This is a genomic window from Pseudomonas sp. B392_1p (assembly GCF_052245235.1).
Taxonomy (GTDB): Bacteria; Pseudomonadota; Gammaproteobacteria; order Pseudomonadales; family Pseudomonadaceae; genus Serpens; species Serpens gallinarum.
Map to the genome: position 1 here is coordinate 23,241 of NZ_JBQPXM010000019.1, position 19,106 is coordinate 42,346.

Below are 19,106 nucleotides of genomic sequence, written 5' to 3' on the forward strand. Positions count from 1 at the left end.
GGCGCGAAGCGTCATCAATAGGGGAAGAGCCTTGTGCTCTTCCCCTATTTCGTATTGGAAAGGGGCTCTTGCAAAAACACCCATGACGGCCTGCCGGTCAGCAGGTTCAGAGTGGTTTTGCAAGACCCTCTGGAGGTTATACATGGAAAACCTGGATGCACTGGTCTCGCAAGCGCTTGAGGCCGTCCAACACAGTGCAGACATCAATGCCCTTGAGCTAATCCGGGTTCAGTACCTGGGCAAGAAGGGCGAGCTGACCCTGCTGATGCAGACCCTCGGCAAGCTGTCCGCCGAAGAGCGTCCCAAGGCTGGCGCGCTGATCAACGCCGCCAAAGGCCAAGTGCAAGATGCCCTGAATGCCCGCAAGACTGAACTCGAACAGGTAGCCCTGAGCGCCAAGCTCGCTGCCGAGCGAATTGACGTGACCCTCTCGGGCCGCGGCCAAGCTTCCGGTGGTTTGCATCCGGTCACGCGGACCATGGAGCGTATCGAGCAGTTCTTCACCCATATCGGCTACCAGGTAGCTGAAGGCCCTGAAGTCGAAGACGACTACCACAACTTCGAAGCGCTCAACATTCCCGGCCACCATCCGGCCCGGGCCATGCACGACACCTTCTACTTCAATGCCAACATGCTGCTGCGTACCCATACCTCGCCGGTACAGGTGCGCACCATGGAAAGTCAGCGTCCGCCCATCCGCATCGTCTGCCCGGGCCGCGTTTACCGTTGCGACTCGGATATCACCCACTCGCCGATGTTCCACCAGGTCGAAGGCTTGCTGGTCGACCAGGACATCAACTTCGCCGACCTCAAGGGCACCATCGAGGAATTCCTGCGGGTGTTCTTCGAGAAGCCGCTGGGTGTGCGTTTTCGCCCCTCGTTCTTCCCCTTTACCGAGCCTTCCGCCGAAGTCGACATGCAGTGCGTGATGTGCAGCGGCAAGGGTTGCCGGGTGTGCAAGCAGACCGGCTGGCTGGAAGTCATGGGCTGCGGCATGGTGCATCCGAATGTGTTGCGCATGTCTGGTATCGATCCGGAAGAATTCCAGGGCTTCGCCTTCGGCATGGGCGTTGAGCGGCTGGCGATGCTGCGTTATGGCGTGAATGACTTGCGCCTGTTCTTCGATAACGACCTGCGGTTTTTAGAGCAGTTTCGCTAAAGCCAACAGATCGCTACCGAATCGAACAGGAGAGAACAGAACATGAAATTCAGCGAACAATGGTTGCGCAGCTGGAGTAATCCGGCAGTAGATCGTGAAGAACTGGTTGCCAAGCTGTCCATGGTCGGCCTGGAAGTTGACGCCGTGACGCCAGTTGCCGGCGAATTCAGTGGCGTGGTGGTGGGGGAGATCCTCAGTGCCGAGCAGCATCCCGATGCCGACAAGCTTCGCGTGTGCCAGGTTAATAACGGCAGTGAAACTTTCCAGGTCGTGTGCGGCGCGCCAAACGCGCGCCCGGGTATCAAGGTCCCCTTTGCCATGGTGGGCGCGGTACTTGGCGAAGACTTCAAGATCAAAAAGGCCAAGCTGCGCGGTGTCGAATCCTTCGGCATGCTGTGCTCGGCCAGTGAGCTGAGCATCAGCGACGATAACGACGGCCTGCTTGAGCTGGCCGTTGATGCTCCGGTGGGCAGCGACATTCGCGACTACCTGCACCTCAATGATGCCTCCATCGAGATCGGCCTGACGCCGAACCGTGGCGACTGCCTGTCCCTGCAGGGCTTGGCCCGCGAAGTCAGCGCCATTTACGGCTGTGACATTAACCCAGTGGTCGTTGAACCGATTGCCGCAGTGCATGATGACGTACGTTCCGTTGAGCTGCTTGCGCCGCAGGCGTGTGCACGCTATGTCGGTCGGGTGATTCGTAATGTCGATCTGAGCAAGCCGACCCCCCCGTGGATGGTGGAGCGTCTGCGTCGTTCCGACATCCGCAGCATTGATGCTGCAGTGGACGTGACCAACTACGTCATGCTTGAGCAAGGGCAGCCAATGCACGCGTTCGACCTGGCTGAAATCAACGGCGGCATCCGCGTGCGCATGGCGGAAGAGGGCGAGAAGCTCGTCCTGCTCGATGGCCAGGAGGTCACCCTGCGTGCAGATACCCTGGTGATTGCAGACCATCAGCGTGCACTGGCCATTGCCGGTGTGATGGGCGGCGAGCACAGCGGTGTGAGCGATACCACCCGTAATCTGTTCCTTGAAGCTGCGTTTTTCGATCCGATCGCTCTGGCCGGCAAGGCGCGCTCCTACGGCTTGCACACTGATGCGTCGCACCGCTTTGAGCGCGGTGTGGATTTCCAGCTGGCCCGTCAGGCCATCGAGCGCGCGACTGCGTTGTTGCTGGACATCGTCGGCGGTGAAGCCGGCCCAGTAATTGACGCCGCGAGTGAAAGCCACCTGCCGAACATTGCGCCGATCACTCTGCGTGCCGAGCGAGTTAACCAGATGCTCGGCTTGGAAATGGGCGGTGAGACCATCGTGCGTCTACTGACCGCGCTGGAGTTGGGTGTTAGCGAGCAAGCTGCCGGTGTCTGGCAAGTGACTGTTCCCAGTCACCGTTTCGATATCAGTCTGGAAGTGGACCTGATCGAAGAGCTGGGCCGCCTGTACGGCTACAACCTGCTGCCGGTTCGTTACCCGCAAGCGCGCCTGGCGCCACAAGCCAAGGGTGAGGCCCGCTCGGAATTGCCGGTGCTGCGTCGCCTACTGGTCGCGCGCGGTTATCAGGAAGCCATTACCTACAGCTTCATCGATCCCAAGCTGTTTGAGCTGTTCACGCCGGGGGTCACCCCCTTGCAGTTGGCCAACCCGATTTCCGCTGACATGGCAGCCATGCGCGCTTCGTTGTGGCCGGGCCTGGTCAAGGCCACCCTGCATAACCTCAATCGTCAGCAGGACCGTGTGCGCCTGTTCGAGAGCGGCCTGCGTTTCGTGGGACAGTTGGGCGAACTCAAGCAGGAAGCCATGCTGGCCGGTATCGCTACCGGTAGCCGACTGCCGGAAGGCTGGAGCAATGGTCGCGAAGTTATCGACTTCTATGACGCCAAGGCGGATGTGGAAGCCTTGCTGGGCGCGGCGGGTGATGCGGAGGCGTTCCGCTTCGTGCCTGGCGAACATGCAGCGCTGCACCCGGGGCAGACTGCGCGTATCGAGCGTGACGGGCGCCTGGTTGGCTACATGGGAGCGCTGCATCCTCAGCTGGGCGCCGAACTGGGCATTGATCAGCCGGTCTATCTGTTCGAGCTGCTGATGTCTGAGGTTGCCGAAGGACGTCTGCCGAAATTCGCAGAGCTGTCACGCTTCCCGGAAGTGCGTCGCGATCTAGCCTTGCTGGTTGCTCGCGACGTGACAGCCGAGTCGGTGCTGGAGTGCATGCGCGAGCAGGCAGGTGAATGGCTCACCGACCTCCGGTTGTTTGACGTGTATCAGGGCAAAGGTATTGATCCGCTTAGCAAAAGCTTGGCGGTCGGCTTGACCTGGCAGCATCCATCGCGCACTCTTACTGACGATGAGGTGAACACTACCACGCAAAATATCCTCACCTCCCTGGAAACAAGGTTTAACGCCACGTTAAGGAAGTAGCGTATGGGGGCTCTGACGAAAGCTGAAATGGCTGAACGTCTTTACGAAGAGCTAGGCCTGAATAAGCGGGAAGCCAAGGAACTGGTCGAACTGTTCTTTGAGGAAATCCGTCAGGCGCTGGAGCAGAACGAACAGGTCAAATTGTCCGGATTCGGCAATTTCGATCTGCGAGACAAGCGTCAGCGCCCGGGGCGGAATCCCAAGACTGGCGAGGAGATTCCGATATCTGCACGTCGTGTCGTCACGTTCCGTCCGGGCCAGAAGCTCAAGGCTAGGGTCGAAGCTTATGCTGGAACCAAGTCATAACGACGAATTGCCGCCAATTCCGGGCAAGCGCTATTTCACCATCGGTGAAGCCAGCGAACTTTGTGCCGTCAAGCCCCACGTCCTGCGTTACTGGGAACAAGAGTTTCCTCAGCTCAATCCGGTAAAGCGGCGGGGAAACCGCCGCTACTATCAGCGCCAGGATGTGCTGATGATCCGCCAGATTCGCGCCCTTTTATACGAGCAGGGCTTCACCATCGGTGGAGCCCGCTTGCGTTTGTCTGGCGAAGAAGCCAAAGACGACACCACTCAATACAAGCAGCTGATCCGCCAGACCGTCTCAGAGCTGGAAGATGTTCTGCAGGTCTTGAGAAATTGACACGAATCTCAAAAAAAACTTCCACAATTCATAAGCTTAATGTATAGTTCGCACCACTTTCAGCGAGGCTGATAAGTGATGTCGGGGCGTAGCGCAGCCTGGTAGCGCACTTGCATGGGGTGCAAGGGGTCGAGTGTTCGAATCACTCCGTCCCGACCAAAAAAACCCTAAAAAATCCAGTTACTTAGCGGTGACTGGATTTTTTTATGGGCGAAGGTTTTTGAGGTGTTGTTTTTTTTACCCCATGTTTTACCCCATGAAATTAAATGTGATTGATAGAGGTTGGCAGGGGCTCGCCAAGACGAGTAGGTTGCGCCGAGGATCTCGTCAGGATCTTGTTGCTTGAATTAGTCGTCCGGCAGTGCGGCAGGTCCGGAGGAAAGGGAATTCTCCGGGGGCGAATGACGCTAGCTGCGCAGCTTTTCTATAGCCTGGATGGCGTATCCTGCGACGGTTTCAAGGGCGTAGAGTGACGGCCTCATGGACCCGGCGCTATCTCTGCAGGCGCTTCGATTTTGGTAAATGGAGTAAGCCTTATGGACAATGTGTTTGAGTTTCGCGCCAAGCTGGTTTCCGAATACAGCGCGTTCTCACGCAGTTTCACCAGAATCGCGGCACCGGATATTCTGCAGCATGTAGAGAGCCAGTATGACGCTGGGCGCTACTGGCCTGAACCCCTAATCCAAATCAACCCAAACTATCAGCGCAAGGGCACTGTCCAAAAGCTGGTTACTGAGGGTCTGCTGCATCCCGCCTGTGCGCAAATCTTCCAGACCGGGAAGACCGAGGGTAATCCCCAACCCCTACACCTTTATGCACACCAAATGGAGGCCCTGGCCAAGGGGCAGGCAGGGCAGAGTTACGTTGTTACCACCGGCACTGGCTCGGGTAAATCCTTGTCATTCTTTTTGCCAGTGATAGATCGCATCCTCAAGTCCAAGCAGCTGGACCCAACGCCACGCACACGGGCGATCGTCATTTACCCGATGAACGCCTTGGCAAACAGCCAGCTGGAAGAACTGGACAAGTTTCTCTACGGTTTTGCGGACGGCGAGAAGCCATTCACGGTAGCCCGTTACACCGGCCAGGAATCTGCTGCAGAGCGTGATGCGATAGCGACCAACCCGCCGGATATCCTGCTAACCAACTTCATGATGCTGGAGCTGATCCTCACTCGCTATGAGGAAACTGACCGGCGCGTTGTCGAGCACTGCCATGATTTGAACTTTCTTATTCTCGATGAATTGCACACCTACAGAGGCCGGCAAGGTGCAGATGTAGCCTTGCTGGTCAGACGGCTTCGTCAGCGCCTTCAGGCCAACGAACTGGTGTGTATTGGCACCTCGGCAACCATGTCCAGTGCTGGCACTCAGGCTGATCGCAACAGAACAGTTGCCGCGGTCGCAAGCAAACTGTTTGGCACCAGCATCACTGAGCATGACGTGATTGGCGAAACGCTGGAGCGCGTCACCGATCCTGCCAAGGGGCTTGAGGCGGTGCGGCCGTTGTTGAAAAGTCAGCTGTCAAAGGACGCTTTCTCCTGGGGCAGCTTTGCCGAGTTTCGCAACGACCCACTGGCTATCTGGGTTGAACTGCATCTCGGTATTGAGTTGTCGGCCCATGAAGCGCCACGGCGGGCCAAGCCGATAACCCTAGAAGCCGCCAGTCAGCTGCTCGCGGCTGATGCAGAATGCAGCGAGGAACAGGCAAAGACCGCCCTCCAGCGCTTTCTGGTGGCTGCCCACAGTGTGAAAACCGAGCAAGGGCGAGCACCCTTTGCCTTCAAGCTGCACCAGTTCATCAGTGGTCCGGGCAAGGTCCACATCACGCTTGAACCGGTTGCTGCACGACAGATAACTCTGGATGCACAGCGCTTTGCTCCTGGCAGGCAGTCTGAGTCAGTCATGCTGTATCCCGCCCATTTCTGCCGTGATTGCGGTCAGGAATATCACCCAGTATGGCGTTCAGAGCAGGGTCGCGCTCAGTACAGTCCCCGAGAAATCGATGACATCAGCGCAGATGACAATGAAGACGCGCGTTTCGGCTTTCTTTGTCCGAAGCGTGATGGCCAATCGTACCTGGGCATACTTGAAGACCTGCCGGAAGCCTGGCTGGACCTGACAAAAGCCGAACCAAAAATCAAAAGCAATTATAAGAAGGCGGTACCGGTACCCGCCCTGGTTGATCCCCAGGGCTTGGAAGGCAGGGGTGAAGCCTTCTGGTATATACCGGGCAAGTTCCGTTTCTGCCTGAATTGCGCAACCTTGCACGAGGCGCACGGCAAGGACATGAACCGCCTTGCCAGTTTGTCGGGTGAGGGGCGGTCTTCCGCTACCACGGTTCTGACGCTAAGTGCCTTGCGGCAACTTTTCTCGATCAGTGACTTGCCGGAAGGGCTGCCGGACCCGCGCAAACTCCTTGGGTTTTCGGACAATCGTCAGGATGCGGCACTTCAGGCCGGTCATTTCAATGACTTTGTATTCCTGCTGACCCTCAGGGCAGGTTTGATCGGTGCCCTGCAAAAGAATCAGGGAATGCTTACCGAGGAACATCTTGCCGATGCTGTATTCAAGGCTCTTGGCTTTGATTCGGTCGATTACGCCACCCTGGCGGAGTACCTGCGCACGCCAAAACTGATGGGGCTGGCCAGGCAGGAGGCGCAGCGCACCCTGCGGTTTATCATCGGCTATCGGCTGTTACGCGACTTACGCCGTGGGTGGCGGTTCAACAACCCCAACCTGGATCAGCTGAACCTGCTGACTATCCGCTACCGTGGGCTGGATGACTTCTGCAATGAAGCGTCATTGTTTGATAACGCAGGGTCCGTCCTGCGCAAGCTGAATCCGCACAATCGCGCAGCGCTATTTCAGGTGGTGTTCGATGAAATGCGCCGTGGTCTGTGTCTTGAAACGCGCTATCTCGATCCTGTGGAGCAGGACAAGGCTCGCACCAGTGCATACAGCTACCTGCATGAACGCTGGGCTTTCGCCGCTGATGAAAAACTGGAAACAGCGCGTTACCTGATTCTGGATAAAAGGCCGGAATATAAGGGCAAGCCACGTACTGATCTGGTAACAGGCGGGCCACGCTCTCGTCTGCTCAAACAGGTAAAAAACGCCGAGGTTTGGAAGCAAACCGCCCTTGCCGGTCAGGTGCATGAATGGAAGGAAGTCGACTGGGCAGAACTGATTGGCGCCATGCTTCAGGCTGCTAGCCACTATGGCTATATCCACAAGCATCCTATTGATAACAAGCTGGTTGGCTGGCGCTTGAACGCCGCTGCATTGGACTGGTGCTTGATAGAAAATGACGGCAATGAAGGCAGGGTGAATGCCTTTTTCCGCCAGCTATACCAAAACGTTGCAGCACTTCTTGAGCAACCGGGTCATCCGCTATTCGATTTTGAGGCCCAGGAACACACCGCCCAGGTGGAGCCTGCACGCCGGCAATTGCTGGAGCAGCGTTTTCGCTTTACAGACAAGGACCGCAAGGACTGGGATGAAAATCCGGCCCACGAAGCGCCGCTCGAACGCCTGCCGGTAATGTACTGTTCGCCGACCATGGAACTGGGTGTCGACATTTCAGCGCTCAACACCGTTTACCTGCGTAACGTGCCACCAACACCGGCCAACTATGCGCAGCGCAGCGGCCGCGCTGGCCGTTCTGGCCAGCAGGCACTGGTTGTCACCTACTGTGCCGCACTCAGCCCACATGATCAGTGGTTTTTCCACCATGCCAGTGACATGGTGCATGGGGTGGTCAAGCCACCGACGCTGGATCTGGCCAATCGCGATTTGGTTGAAAGCCATCTGCATGCTGTATGGCTGGCCTGTGCCGAGGTAGGGCTTGAAACCAGTATCGCCCCCTTGCTGGAGCTTGAAGAATCCGGCAAGCCGGTCAAGCAAATGTTATCCGAGCGACTCACCGATCCAGCCGTTATCGAGCGTGCACAACAAAACGCCTTGGGGGTGATTACCCAGTTGACTGAGGAACTCAAGGGCAGCATCTGGTTCAGTGAGGATTATGTCAGTCAGGTCATCAAGGCTGCGCCGCATGCCTTCAGCCTGGCTTTGGATCGCTGGCGAGCCCTGTTTGACGCCACCCGCAAGCAAATGGAAATGGCCGATCAGATAGTCAAAAGCCATACTGCTTCGCATGCCGAGCGCAACAATGCCAGTCGCCGCTATGGTGATGCGGCCCGCCAGTTTGCTGTGTTGCTGAAAACCGGAAACACTCAGGGGTCGGACTTCTATACCTACCGTTATCTCGCCAGTCAGGGTTTTCTGCCGGGGTACAACTTCCCGCGTCTGCCACTAATGGCCTGGATTCCTGCCCGGGGCGGGCAGGGAGGCAGCAGCAAGGATGACGAGGGCAGCATGGTCAGCCGGCCACGATTCCTGGCGCTCTCAGAGTTCGGTCCGCGCAGCCTGATTTATCACCAGGGGCGCATGTACAGAGTCGTTCGGGCCAAGTTGAATGTGGGTTCCGCCGATCACGTCTCGGGCAGCAGCCAGCTAAGTACCATTGCCTCACGCATCTGTAGCCAGTGCGGTTACGGCCACCTTGGTGAGCCTGGCGAAGGGGAGCCGCTGGTGGATCGCTGCGAGAACTGCGATGCGCTGCTGACCGACAGCGATTGGGTCAGGGAGCTGTATCGCATTGAAACGGTTGAAACCGTTCCGGTAGAACGAATCTCCATCAACGACGAAGATCGTCAGCGGCAAGGCTTTGAACTGCAGACTACCTTCCGTTTCCTGCCTGGCCGTGATGGTGTCATCCAGAAAAGTCAGGCTGAGGTCAGGCAGGGGGATGATTTGCTGGCTGGGCTTGTTTACACCCCGGCAGCACGCCTGTGGCGTATCAACCGTGGCTGGCGCAGACGCAAGGACAAAAATCAGCTGGGCTTTTACATCAATCCCATTACCGGCACCTGGAGCAAAAAGGACGACCCAAATGCGGAGGAGGGTGATGCCGCAGTCGATGAGCCGCTTCTGGATAAAGTGCCCAATCAACGCATCGTGCCTTTTGTCGAAGATCACCGGAACCTGCTGATCCTGACCCCGCTAAGGGAGCTGTCACTGGAAGCCATGGCGACACTCCAGGCTGCCCTCAAGCGCGGCATTGAAATGGTTTTCCAGATTGAGGAGGCGGAACTTGTGGCGGAGCCGCTGCCGACCCAGGACAACCGCAAGGCCCTGATGTTTTATGAATCAGCGGAAGGTGGGGCCGGGGTGCTTACCCGGTTGGCAACCGAACCCGCAGCACTGGGCGAGGTGGCCAATGCTGCGCTGATGCTGATGCATTTCAACAAGCCTGCTGGCGAATGGGTTGCGGATGAACTGGATCAGCTGGAACAGAAGAAACACGGCCTGGCTCTCTGCGAGGCTGGGTGCTATCAGTGCCTGCTGTCCTACTTCAACCAGCCAGACCACGACAACATCAATCGTCGCAATCCGGAGGCCCTGCAACTGCTTGTTGCCATCGCCAACGCGCAAGTCAAACTTGCCGCCTCCACGCAAGCCATCAAGCCAAGCGTTCAGGAACACGCTGGCGAAACCGGCGATTTCCTGCACCAATGGCAGCAGACGCTCAATCAGCTCGGCTTACGTGCGCCTGACGCATTGAATGTGCCGGTAGGGCAGGGAGCTGCCGTTGCGGCAGCGCAATACAAGTCTAGTCGCGCGCTGATTTTCCTGAACTTAGTTACTGCCGATGTGAGGTCCATGCTTAACGACAAGGGCTGGCAGGTACTCGAGTTTGCTGATAAGCAGCAGTGGCCGGATTTGTTCAACAAACATTCTGATGTATTTGGCGCACCTGAGAGCACATCATGACGCAAGCGACTTTTCTACCGGGTAACCTGGTACGCGCCCGTGGCCGCGAGTGGGTAGTACAAACCGACTCCCAGCCGGACTGGTTGCGATTGCGGCCGCTCGGCGGTACCGACGAAGATATCGTTTCGCTGATCCCTGAGCTGGAGCCTACCGCGGTGGAGTCAGCCACCTTTCCCTGGCCAGATCCGACACGCCCCGGCAACCATTCAGGCGCCCTGTTGCTGCGCGATGCCCTGCGCCTGAAACTGCGCGCTGGTGGCGGCCCGTTCCGTTCCTTCGGCAACATCGCGGTAGAGCCACGCAGCTATCAGCTCGTGCCACTGCTGATGGCGCTGCGTCTGTCCACCGTGCGCCTGCTGATTGCGGATGACGTGGGTATTGGCAAGACCATCGAAGCAGGTCTGATCGCCCGTGAACTGATGGATCGTGGCGAAATTGCCCGCCTGGCGGTGCTCTGCCCGCCGCATCTGGTGGAACAATGGCAGAGTGAACTGGCCGAGCGCTTCAACCTGCAGGCGGTAGCTTTGACCTCGGCCAGTGCCGCACGCATCGAGCGTAATTTGCCCCACGGCGTCAGCTTGTTTGATCACCACCCGGTGGTTGTGGTCAGCCTCGACTACATCAAAACCGAGCGTCATCGCGAGTATTTCCTCGCCATTGCACCGGAATGCATCATTGTCGATGAGGCCCACACCTGCGCCACCGGTGGGCAGGGCAAACAGCTGCGTTACGAGTTGCTGCAACGCCTGGTCAAAGACGCCGAGCGTCATCTGATCATGCTAACCGCTACGCCGCACTCTGGTGATGAAGCGGCCTTCTATAATCTGCTTTCGCTGCTCGACCCCCGGTTTGCAGCGTTGCAGAGTCGCACTTCTGCCAGCGATCCTTTGCGCCAGGAGCTGGCCCGGCATTTCGTCCAGCGCCGGCGCAAGGACATCGAGGAGTGGCAAGCCGAAACTGATGCCGGCCGCGCCTTCCCCAAACGCATGAAAGCCGAGCTAACCTATCAGCTCAGTGGCGATTGGGGCCGTCTGTTTGACGAGGTGCAAAGCTATTGCCGTGAGCTGGCGGAAACCGTCGAACAGACCGATGCTGGCGCCTCACGGCTGATCTGGTACGCCACCCTGGCACTGCTGCGTTGCGTGGCTTCCTCGCCGGCAGCGGCGGTCAAGGCGCTCAGCACCCGCTTGCAAGGCACCCTGGACAGCAGTGAGGCGCTGCACGACGAACGCTTGCATGACGGCGAAGCCGACGACCTGACCGGCAGTGATGTGGAGCCACCCGGGCAATTGCGTGACACCAGTCGCCTGCAAGCCCTGATCAACGAGGCCGGGCGTTTGTCCGGCAAGCAGGGCGACCCCAAGCTGGCTGCTCTGATCCAGCACCTGCAGGGCCTGATCAAGGATGGCTTCCAGCCCGTGGTGTTCTGCCGCTACATTGCCACTGCCCATTATGTGGCCGAACACCTGCGCAGCCACTTTGGCAGCAAGGTGCTGGTGGAATCAGTCACCGGCGAGCTGACCCCCGACGAGCGCCGCGAGCGGGTGGAAGGCATGATTGAAAGCGACCAACGCATTCTGGTCGCCACTGATTGCCTGTCCGAAGGCATCAACCTGCAGCACCTGTTCACCGCCGTGGCGCACTACGATCTGGCCTGGAACCCGACCCGCCATGAACAGCGGGAAGGGCGCGTCGACCGTTTCGGGCAGCAGGCCGATGAGGTGCGCGTGACCATGCTCTATGGCCAGGACAACCCGGTGGATGGCTTTGTGCTCAACGTGATTCTGCGCAAGGGCGAAGCAATCCAGAAGGAGCTGGGTGTACTGGTACCGATGCCGGAGGACGAACAGCGCATCAATCAGGCGCTGGTCAAGGCGGCACTGATGAAACGCAGCGAACGCCAGCATTACACGGCAGATATGTTTGCCGACGCTGAAGAGATTCTGCAGCCCCTGCAAATCCAGTGGCGTGATGCCCTGGAAAAAGCCAAGAGCAACCGCACGGTATTCGCCCAGCGGCGCATCCGCCCCGACGAAGTGTTGCCCGAATGGCAAAAGCAGCAGCAGGCGCTGGGCACCGAGGAGGATGTGCGGCGCTTTGTCCACAGCGCCTGCGCACGCCTGAACGCCCCCCTGGAGCCGGCCCGTGGCAGTCGCTACCGTTTCCTGCCGCAACACCTGCCGGAAGCACTGCGCCTGCGCTTGGCCGACGAGGCCATCACCCAGCCGCTGACGCTGGACTTTGCAGACCTGCATCGCAGCCATCCGCTGGTAACCCTGCTGGCTGACCACCTGCTGGAAGAAGCCCTGCAGGGCGAAAAGCCAATCGCTGCGCGCTGTGCCGCCACCGTGACCGCCGATGTGGAGGTGGTCACCACACTATACCTGCTGCGTCTGCGCCACCAGCTCAGCTATGTGCGCCGCCGCCAACCACATCAGCTGATGGCTGAGGAAACCGTCACCCTGGCAGTGCGTGGTCGCAGCGACCCGCAATGGCTGACGGACGAGAGTGTCAGCACGCTGCTGCAATGCCAGCCCAGCGCCAACCTTCCCGCGGAGCTGGTACAGCGTGAAGTGCAGGCCGCCCTGGCCTTCCTGCAGGCCCAGCCTGAACGCCTCAGCGATCTGGCTGAAGCCCGTGCGCAGGCCTTGCTCAGCGATCACCAGCGCGTGCGTGAGGCAGCCCGTGACGTGGGTCAGTACCACGTTGCCCCTTGCCTGCCGGTCGATGTGATTGGCGTCTATGTTCTGTTACCGGATTCCCTGTAAGGCGGCCCATGCAAAAGATCAGAAACAAGGCCCACGCCGCACTCAATCTGCCCAGCCTGCGTCTTGAAGGCACACTGTTCCTGCCCGACCAATTGGAAAAGGCCGCCCTGGGCGAAGCAGTCCGGCAGACGGAAAGCGATTACCTGACCCCCAAGGGGCTGCGCCTGAAGGATGACTACAGTCGCGCCTTCCAGATCGCCTGTGCCCAGTGGCGACACTTCGCACCACAGACCGAGCGCAGCGATCTTGACCCGGATAGCCTGACCCGGACCTTCGTACTGGAGCTGCTGCGCGATGCCTTTGGCTACCACAGCATCCAGGTTATTGCTGGTTTTGATGCCAACGACCGCCATTACCCGGTCAGCTTGCAGGCCGGGTTGGTACCGGTGGTAGTGGCTCCCCATCATCTGGGACTGGATACCGCTGACGAGCGCTTTGCCATTGCCCATGCCAGTGGTGGCAGCCGCAAGAAAAGTGCTTTCCAGCTGGCCCAGGAATGGCTGAACGCCAGCGAAGATCACCTTTGGGCGCTGGTCACCAACGGCAAGCAACTGCGTCTGCTGCGCGATGCCGAAACCCTCACCCGTCCCAGCTATCTGGAAATTGACCTGCAGGATCTACTCGGCGGCCAACGCTTTGCCGAATTCGCCATGGCCTGGCGCCTGCTGCATGCCAGCCGGGCGGGGCAGGCCGGCGAAACCCCGGCCCAGTGCATCTGGGAAGCCTGGCGCGAAGCCGGTAAGGAAGAGGGCACCCGCGTGCGCGAGGGGCTGCGCAGGGGTGTTGAGCAGGCACTGCTCACCCTCGGCAGCGGCTTTATCCAACACACGGCCAACCAGGAGCTGCGCCAGCAACTGCAAAGTGGTGCGCTGACCAAGGATGCCTACTTCCAGCAATTGCTACGGCTGATCTACCGTCTGATCTTTCTGTTTACCGTGGAAGAGCGCGGCCTCCTGCACCCGGCTGATGACAGCCCCGGTGCACAACAGGCCCGGCGCGCTTACGCAGAAGGCTACGCCATGGCCCGCCTGCGTGACCGTGCCCTCAAGCGCCGCGCACGCAACCGTTTTGACGATCTGTGGCAGGCAGCTTGCATTGTGTTTCGTGGCCTGCAATCCGGTGAGTCGCGCCTGGCACTGCCAGCCCTCGGCGGCCTGTTTTCCCAGGATCAATGCCCGGCGCTGGACAGCGCCAGCCTGAGCAATGCCGACCTTTTGCAGGTGATCCTGCACCTGCGCTGGGACAACGCCAGCGGCAGCCTGGCGCCGGTGGACTACCGCAATATGGGGCCGGAGGAGTTGGGCAGCGTTTATGAAAGCCTGCTGGAACTGGTGCCAGAAGTCGACCTGCCGGCCCGCCAGTTCGGCTTTGCCGGCCTGACCAGTGATGGCTCCAGCCCTTCTGAAACAGCAAAGGGCAATGCCCGCAAAACCAGCGGTAGCTATTACACACCCGATTCTCTGGTGCAGGAGCTGATCAAATCCGCCCTTGAGCCGGTAATCGCCCAGCGCCTTGCGGATAATCCCGCCAACCCCACCGCCGCGCTGCTGGATATCAAGGTGATCGACCCGGCCTGCGGCAGTGGCCACTTTCTGCTGGCCGCCGCCCGCCGTTTGGCCGAAGCGCTGGCTGCCCAGCGCAGTCCCGAAGGAGCGGTAAAGCCGCAGGACTACCGCCATGCACTGCGTGAGGTGATCAGCCACTGCATCTTTGGCGTGGATAGAAACCCGATGGCGCTGGAACTGTGCCGCACGGCCCTGTGGTTGGAAGGTTTCGAGGAGGGCAGACCTCTGTCATTCCTCGATCACCACCTGCAATGCGGTGATGCCTTGCTGGGTCTGACCGACCTTAAGGTACTGGAAACCGGTATTCCTGCAGCGGCCTTCAAGCCCCTGTCTGGTGATGCCAAGGATGTGTGCAAGGAACTGGCGAAGGATAACAAAGCCGGCCTCAAACAATTGGAGCGCGACCTGCACAGCCGCCAGCAGCAGCTGCGCCTTGATCGCGCCAGCGGCCTCGATCAATTGCAGGCTCTGGAAGCTCTACCGGAGAACACGCCCGAGGACATTGCCGCCCGCGCCGCTGCTTATGCGACTTTTTCAGCGCAGGCCGATAACAGCCGGATTGCGCAGGCTGCTGATCTGCTGCTGGGGGCCTTTGTGCTGCCCAAAACCGAAGAAACAGCGAACAGCATTCCCACCAGCCAGACGTTGTACCTGCATCTGTTCACTGACCAGCACAACACTCAGCATCAGCAGCAGCTGGAGGCAGCACGCAGCGCCTGCCGTGAGGCGCGGGTATTCCACTGGCCTTTGGCTTTCCCTCAGGTATTTGCCAATGGCGGTTTTGACTGTGTGATCGGTAACCCTCCGTGGGAGATAGTGCAGGCTCGAGATGTCTCGGCCGATGAAAGCCTGATTGCTAGGCAGAAACAGTGGTTCTCTCAGGGCATCTACGAGGTACTTAACGGAAGAAGAGATCTCTATAAACTATTTATAGTTCTTGTTAAGAATGTTCTTTCGCCTTCTGGTATTGCCGGGCTAATTTTGCCAATTGGATTTATGTTTGAAGAAGATAGCGTGGTATTGAGGAGGCAGCTGTTCGACAAGGGGACTGTAATCTCGCTACTTCATTTGCAAAATTCGAAAAAGCATTTCTTTCCAGATGTTCATGCTAGTTATAGATTTCTGGCAATGACCATTACGCCTGAGATATTAGATGAACATAGATTTAGCTCCGTGATTTCCTCTTCTAGTGAGCTGGACTCAGCGGAGCTAATAACCGTCAATAGAGAACAGTTCGACGATGTCTTGGGTGATGCTAGGTCTGCTGTTCTTTTTAATGAGTTTGAGCAGGCATTGCTTCATAGGCGCGTTGCTTCGAATATGTTTGGCATGAGCCAGCTCCGGTACCGAGTGGTGGCTGAATTCCATGCCTCATCCGATAAAGATGTCCTAACGAGTCGTAAGGATAATGATCACTGCTATGGTTTGCTAAAGAACGGCAGTTTTCATCACTTCCATCCGTCATTTGGTCCGGTAGAGAAGTGGGCGAGTCGAGCATCAGTAATGGAAAAGCTGGAAAAGAAAGGCTTGGATGCCAGGGGCTGGATTGCGATGCCTAAGCTTGTATTTCGCGATATTGCACGTAACGATGATACTAGAACGTTGATACCCTGCTTGGTGCCCCCGGGGTACGTTTCTACTTACGACGCCCCTATGATTGTCCCCTCACAGGAATCGCAACACAAAGAGCATGTGCTCGCATTTTATGCGGGATACCTGACGTCATTCTTGGCAGATTTCCTGATTAGGCCATTTATTGACAAGCACGTTAAAGGTTATGTGCTAGCACGAGTTCCGATCCCGAACTTTGATCACGCCAATCCTTTGATGAAAAGAGCCTCTGAGTTGTCTTTGAACCTTGCTAAAGAAAGCTGGTCAGCCGCTGCTGATTTGAATGAACCGAACGCAGCAAATCGGCAATCTCAAGAGAGAGTTCTTATTGAGGCAATATTCTTTCGTCTGGCCGGTTTGTCGCGCACTGATATTGTTAGCATTTTTGACCACTTTTCCAGTGTCAGGAATGAGGATCTTAAAAAGTATGGTGAGTATCGTACTCAGCAATTGGTATTGGATGCTTGGGACCAGTTGGGGCAGCAAGGTAATGCCGATACTTATGATTCTTGTCGACTAGGTGCGCACCAAAGGTCATCAATCGAAAGTGCGCTGCTAGCAGATCTTTCGTGGCAGCGCTTGGGGGCCGATCAACGAGCGGACACCAGCGTTCAGCTCATTGCCTTGCTCAAGGCTGCCAATGCCCCAATGGGTGTTCGTCAAGTAAGGTTGGCCGCTGCATTGGCGATGGAGCCAAGGCTTATGCTGCCGTTGCTGGACGAGCATCAAGCCAAGGAATGGCAACGTCTTATTGGTGATGCTGCCAGGCCTTTATCAAGCAATGTTTTGGCATTTGCTTCTCGCTCTAATAACGACTGGGGTGCTGCGGTGCGCCACCTGAGAACCAACGGTTATCTAATCGAAAACCAGCAAGATCATACTTGGGCACCTGATTTTCGCTCATCCACATTCGATACGCCCGCATGGGCGGACGGTCGCGCGAACTGGGTGTTGAATGTGCTGCGAGACATGGATATAGACGCGCTATTAACGCGCTTGCCCGAAGTGGCCAGGGAATGGATTAATGATGCAGCCTGAACTGTTTCAGCGCAGTCTGGATATAAAGCCCGCCACTGATACGACAGAGCCCCGTTTGTGGGTGCGTCGCTTGGTAATTTGGGAGGAACCGGACAAGGAGCCATTACGCGATATCAGCTTGAGACCAGGCATGAATATCGTCTGGACGCCGGATGATCAGGGCATTGGGCATGGCGGCGGAAAAACGCTGTTCTGCCGTCTGTTGCGCTATTGTCTGGGTGAAAGCACCTTTGCTCCGGAAGAGCAGCGGGATAGTGTCACCTCCGCGTTTCTTAACGCTAGCGTTGGCGCGGAAGTGATATTGGATGGGGTTTGCTGGGCGATTCTGCGACCTTTGGGTCGTCGCCGCAGGCACTTTGCGATCCCTGAAGGACAGCTTGATGATCTGATTAAGGGAGACCTGGCGCCTACGGGTATGGAGCCTTTCCTTGAGGCGATAGAGAACGGGTTGATTACTCCAGCAGTGGCGGGGCTGATACCGGGACGCCGGCAGAAGCATCTTGCATGGCAGGTGGCCTTGGCCTGGCTAACCCGCGACCAAGAGTGCCGATTCGACCACGCATTGGATTGGCGTTCCACTCAGTCTGACTCCGACTCGCCTGCACGAGGGTTGAACCAGACTGAAAAACTTGAAGCCTTGCGAGCATTGTTGAAAGTGATGAACCCGCAGGAGCAATTATTGCGGCAGCAAATTGCCAATCATGATGAAGAAAAGAATCGTCTTGAACGTGAAATAGGTCATAGACAATGGGAAGTACGGCGTTTGCGGGAGAGTCTGTTGCAGATTCTTGAGGTTGGCGACGATGAGCTTACGCAAGGCAGTATGGGTATCAGTATTCTCCGGGATCTGGCGCAGAATCGCCTGGGTAAAGCGTTAGGTATTTCTGCGGATCAAGAGATAAAGGATTTCGGTGAGTCCCGGGAAAACTATGAATCTGCCAGAGCTGTTGTGGTGGAGCTGGAGAAAAAGGCTGAACGTCTCCAGTGGGAAATTGACACCATTCCTAGCCTGATTAACCGTATTGAAGGTGAATATCCTTCGCGGAGGATTGCGCTTGAAGAGGCAGAGAGCTTTCCCTGCCCTATTTGTGAAGTGCCTGTTGACAGAGTGCTGGCGGACAAATGCGGCTTGTCCAATAAACTGCCTGATATTGAAGCCTGTAAACACCGCCTGCAGAAAAACAGAGAAGACTATCAATGGGAGTCTGAGCGGCTCAATGCGGCAAAGCTCGCCTTGCAACAACTGAAGCCAGAACTCGCGTTGGCAAGGCAGAAGCGCGATAGTGCAGAAGCCCATCATAAGAAGCTGGATGAGGTGCGATCTTCAAAGGATCGCTTCTTGTATGACGCTCGGCGCGTGGTGGACGACGTTGATCGTCTTGAAAAATTGATGCGTCAGCACCAGTCGGCCTCTGATGAAATGCAGAAGTCGCTTGATGCTCTGGATGGCTTCAGAGACGAGGTGTCAAGATCTATCAGCCGGAATTCCGCGGCGCTATCTGATATCAGTGAAAAATTTGACGCCATTATCCGATTTCTTTTAGGGGATAGTGCTAATGGCGAAGTGCGCCTTACGGGAAAGGGGCTAAAGCTCAGTGTGCAGATGGGTGGTAACCGCTCAACGTCAGCGATTGACTCTCTCAAGGTGGTGGCATTTGACTTGGCGGTGATCTGCTTGAGTCTTGAAGGAAAGACGCATGTTCCTGCATTCTTGGTGCACGACAGCCCTCGTGAAGCGGATTTGGGGTTGCAACTTTATGACCGTCTATTCGAACTGATTTCTGAGCTCGAAAAATTGAGCGAGAAGCCTCTTTTTCAGTACATCATTACCACGACGACGCGACCACCAGAAACCCTGGCGAAGAAACCTTGGCTGGTACTAACTTTGTCTGGTTCAACTGCGGATGGACGGCTTCTTAAAAGAGACTTGTAAAGATAAGGCTGATGAAAACTATTTTCCCAGAAAGTAGCCGCATAAACTTTTCCATAGCCGATAGAATTGAAGCATTGACAGGTAAAAAACTACCGAAGTTGGAACGGCTGATCAGGCTACTGGGTGATGGTCTA

The 19,106-nt window shown here is 57.2% G+C and carries 8 protein-coding genes, 1 tRNA gene and 1 pseudogene; all 10 read left to right on the plus strand.

Annotated features, from left to right (window positions below):
* Positions 1-142 precede the first annotated feature (142 nt).
* Positions 143-1,159 (plus strand): phenylalanine--tRNA ligase subunit alpha, encoded by a 1,017-nt coding sequence (gene pheS / locus ACTV8E_RS19970; protein ID WP_443200609.1) that lies wholly within the window; start codon positions 143-145, stop codon positions 1,157-1,159.
* 42 nt (positions 1,160-1,201) lie between these two features.
* Positions 1,202-3,580, plus strand: coding sequence for a phenylalanine--tRNA ligase subunit beta (pheT, locus tag ACTV8E_RS19975; RefSeq protein ID WP_443200610.1), 2,379 nt, complete (start codon positions 1,202-1,204; stop codon positions 3,578-3,580).
* 3 nt (positions 3,581-3,583) lie between these two features.
* Positions 3,584-3,886 carry an integration host factor subunit alpha gene (gene ihfA, locus ACTV8E_RS19980; protein ID WP_251837832.1) on the plus strand — a complete coding sequence of 101 codons (303 nt, stop codon included), beginning with the start codon at positions 3,584-3,586 and terminating at the stop codon, positions 3,884-3,886.
* Positions 3,867-4,223 carry a MerR family transcriptional regulator gene (locus ACTV8E_RS19985; RefSeq protein WP_251837831.1) on the plus strand — a complete coding sequence of 119 codons (357 nt, stop codon included), beginning with the start codon at positions 3,867-3,869 and terminating at the stop codon, positions 4,221-4,223. The genes ihfA and ACTV8E_RS19985 overlap by 20 nt, the downstream gene beginning before the upstream one ends.
* A gap of 82 nt (positions 4,224-4,305) precedes the next feature.
* Positions 4,306-4,382: transfer RNA gene (locus ACTV8E_RS19990), tRNA-Pro, on the plus strand.
* A gap of 665 nt (positions 4,383-5,047) precedes the next feature.
* Positions 5,048-5,524: pseudogene (locus ACTV8E_RS19995) on the plus strand (DEAD/DEAH box helicase); the annotation flags it as partial.
* 447 nt (positions 5,525-5,971) lie between these two features.
* Complete coding sequence (locus ACTV8E_RS20000; protein WP_443200629.1) at positions 5,972-10,057, plus strand: Zn-binding domain-containing protein; 4,086 nt, start codon at positions 5,972-5,974, stop codon at positions 10,055-10,057.
* On the plus strand, positions 10,054-12,825 hold the full coding sequence (locus ACTV8E_RS20005; RefSeq protein ID WP_443200611.1) for a helicase-related protein: 2,772 nt from the start codon (positions 10,054-10,056) through the stop codon (positions 12,823-12,825). Before ACTV8E_RS20000 ends, ACTV8E_RS20005 begins: the two co-directional genes overlap by 4 nt.
* A gap of 8 nt (positions 12,826-12,833) precedes the next feature.
* Entirely contained in the window at positions 12,834-17,039 is a 4,206-nt protein-coding gene (locus tag ACTV8E_RS20010; protein ID WP_443200612.1) for an Eco57I restriction-modification methylase domain-containing protein, read from the plus strand.
* Entirely contained in the window at positions 17,026-18,972 is a 1,947-nt protein-coding gene (locus ACTV8E_RS20015; RefSeq protein ID WP_443200613.1) for a DUF2326 domain-containing protein, read from the plus strand. Before ACTV8E_RS20010 ends, ACTV8E_RS20015 begins: the two co-directional genes overlap by 14 nt.
* The last annotated feature ends 134 nt before the right edge of the window (positions 18,973-19,106 follow it).

Bases quoted from the DNA above. Each gene is read 5' to 3' on its own strand.
- pheT (WP_443200610.1), top strand. From the start codon at position 1,202: ATGAAATTCAGCGAACAATGGTTGCGCAGCTGGAGTAATCCGGCAGTA.
- ACTV8E_RS19985 (WP_251837831.1), top strand. From the start codon at position 3,867: ATGCTGGAACCAAGTCATAACGACGAATTGCCGCCAATTCCGGGCAAG.
- ACTV8E_RS20015 (WP_443200613.1), top strand. From the start codon at position 17,026: ATGATGCAGCCTGAACTGTTTCAGCGCAGTCTGGATATAAAGCCCGCC.
- ihfA (WP_251837832.1), top strand. From the start codon at position 3,584: ATGGGGGCTCTGACGAAAGCTGAAATGGCTGAACGTCTTTACGAAGAG.
- ACTV8E_RS20010 (WP_443200612.1), top strand. From the start codon at position 12,834: ATGCAAAAGATCAGAAACAAGGCCCACGCCGCACTCAATCTGCCCAGC.
- pheS (WP_443200609.1), top strand. From the start codon at position 143: ATGGAAAACCTGGATGCACTGGTCTCGCAAGCGCTTGAGGCCGTCCAA.
- ACTV8E_RS20005 (WP_443200611.1), top strand. From the start codon at position 10,054: ATGACGCAAGCGACTTTTCTACCGGGTAACCTGGTACGCGCCCGTGGC.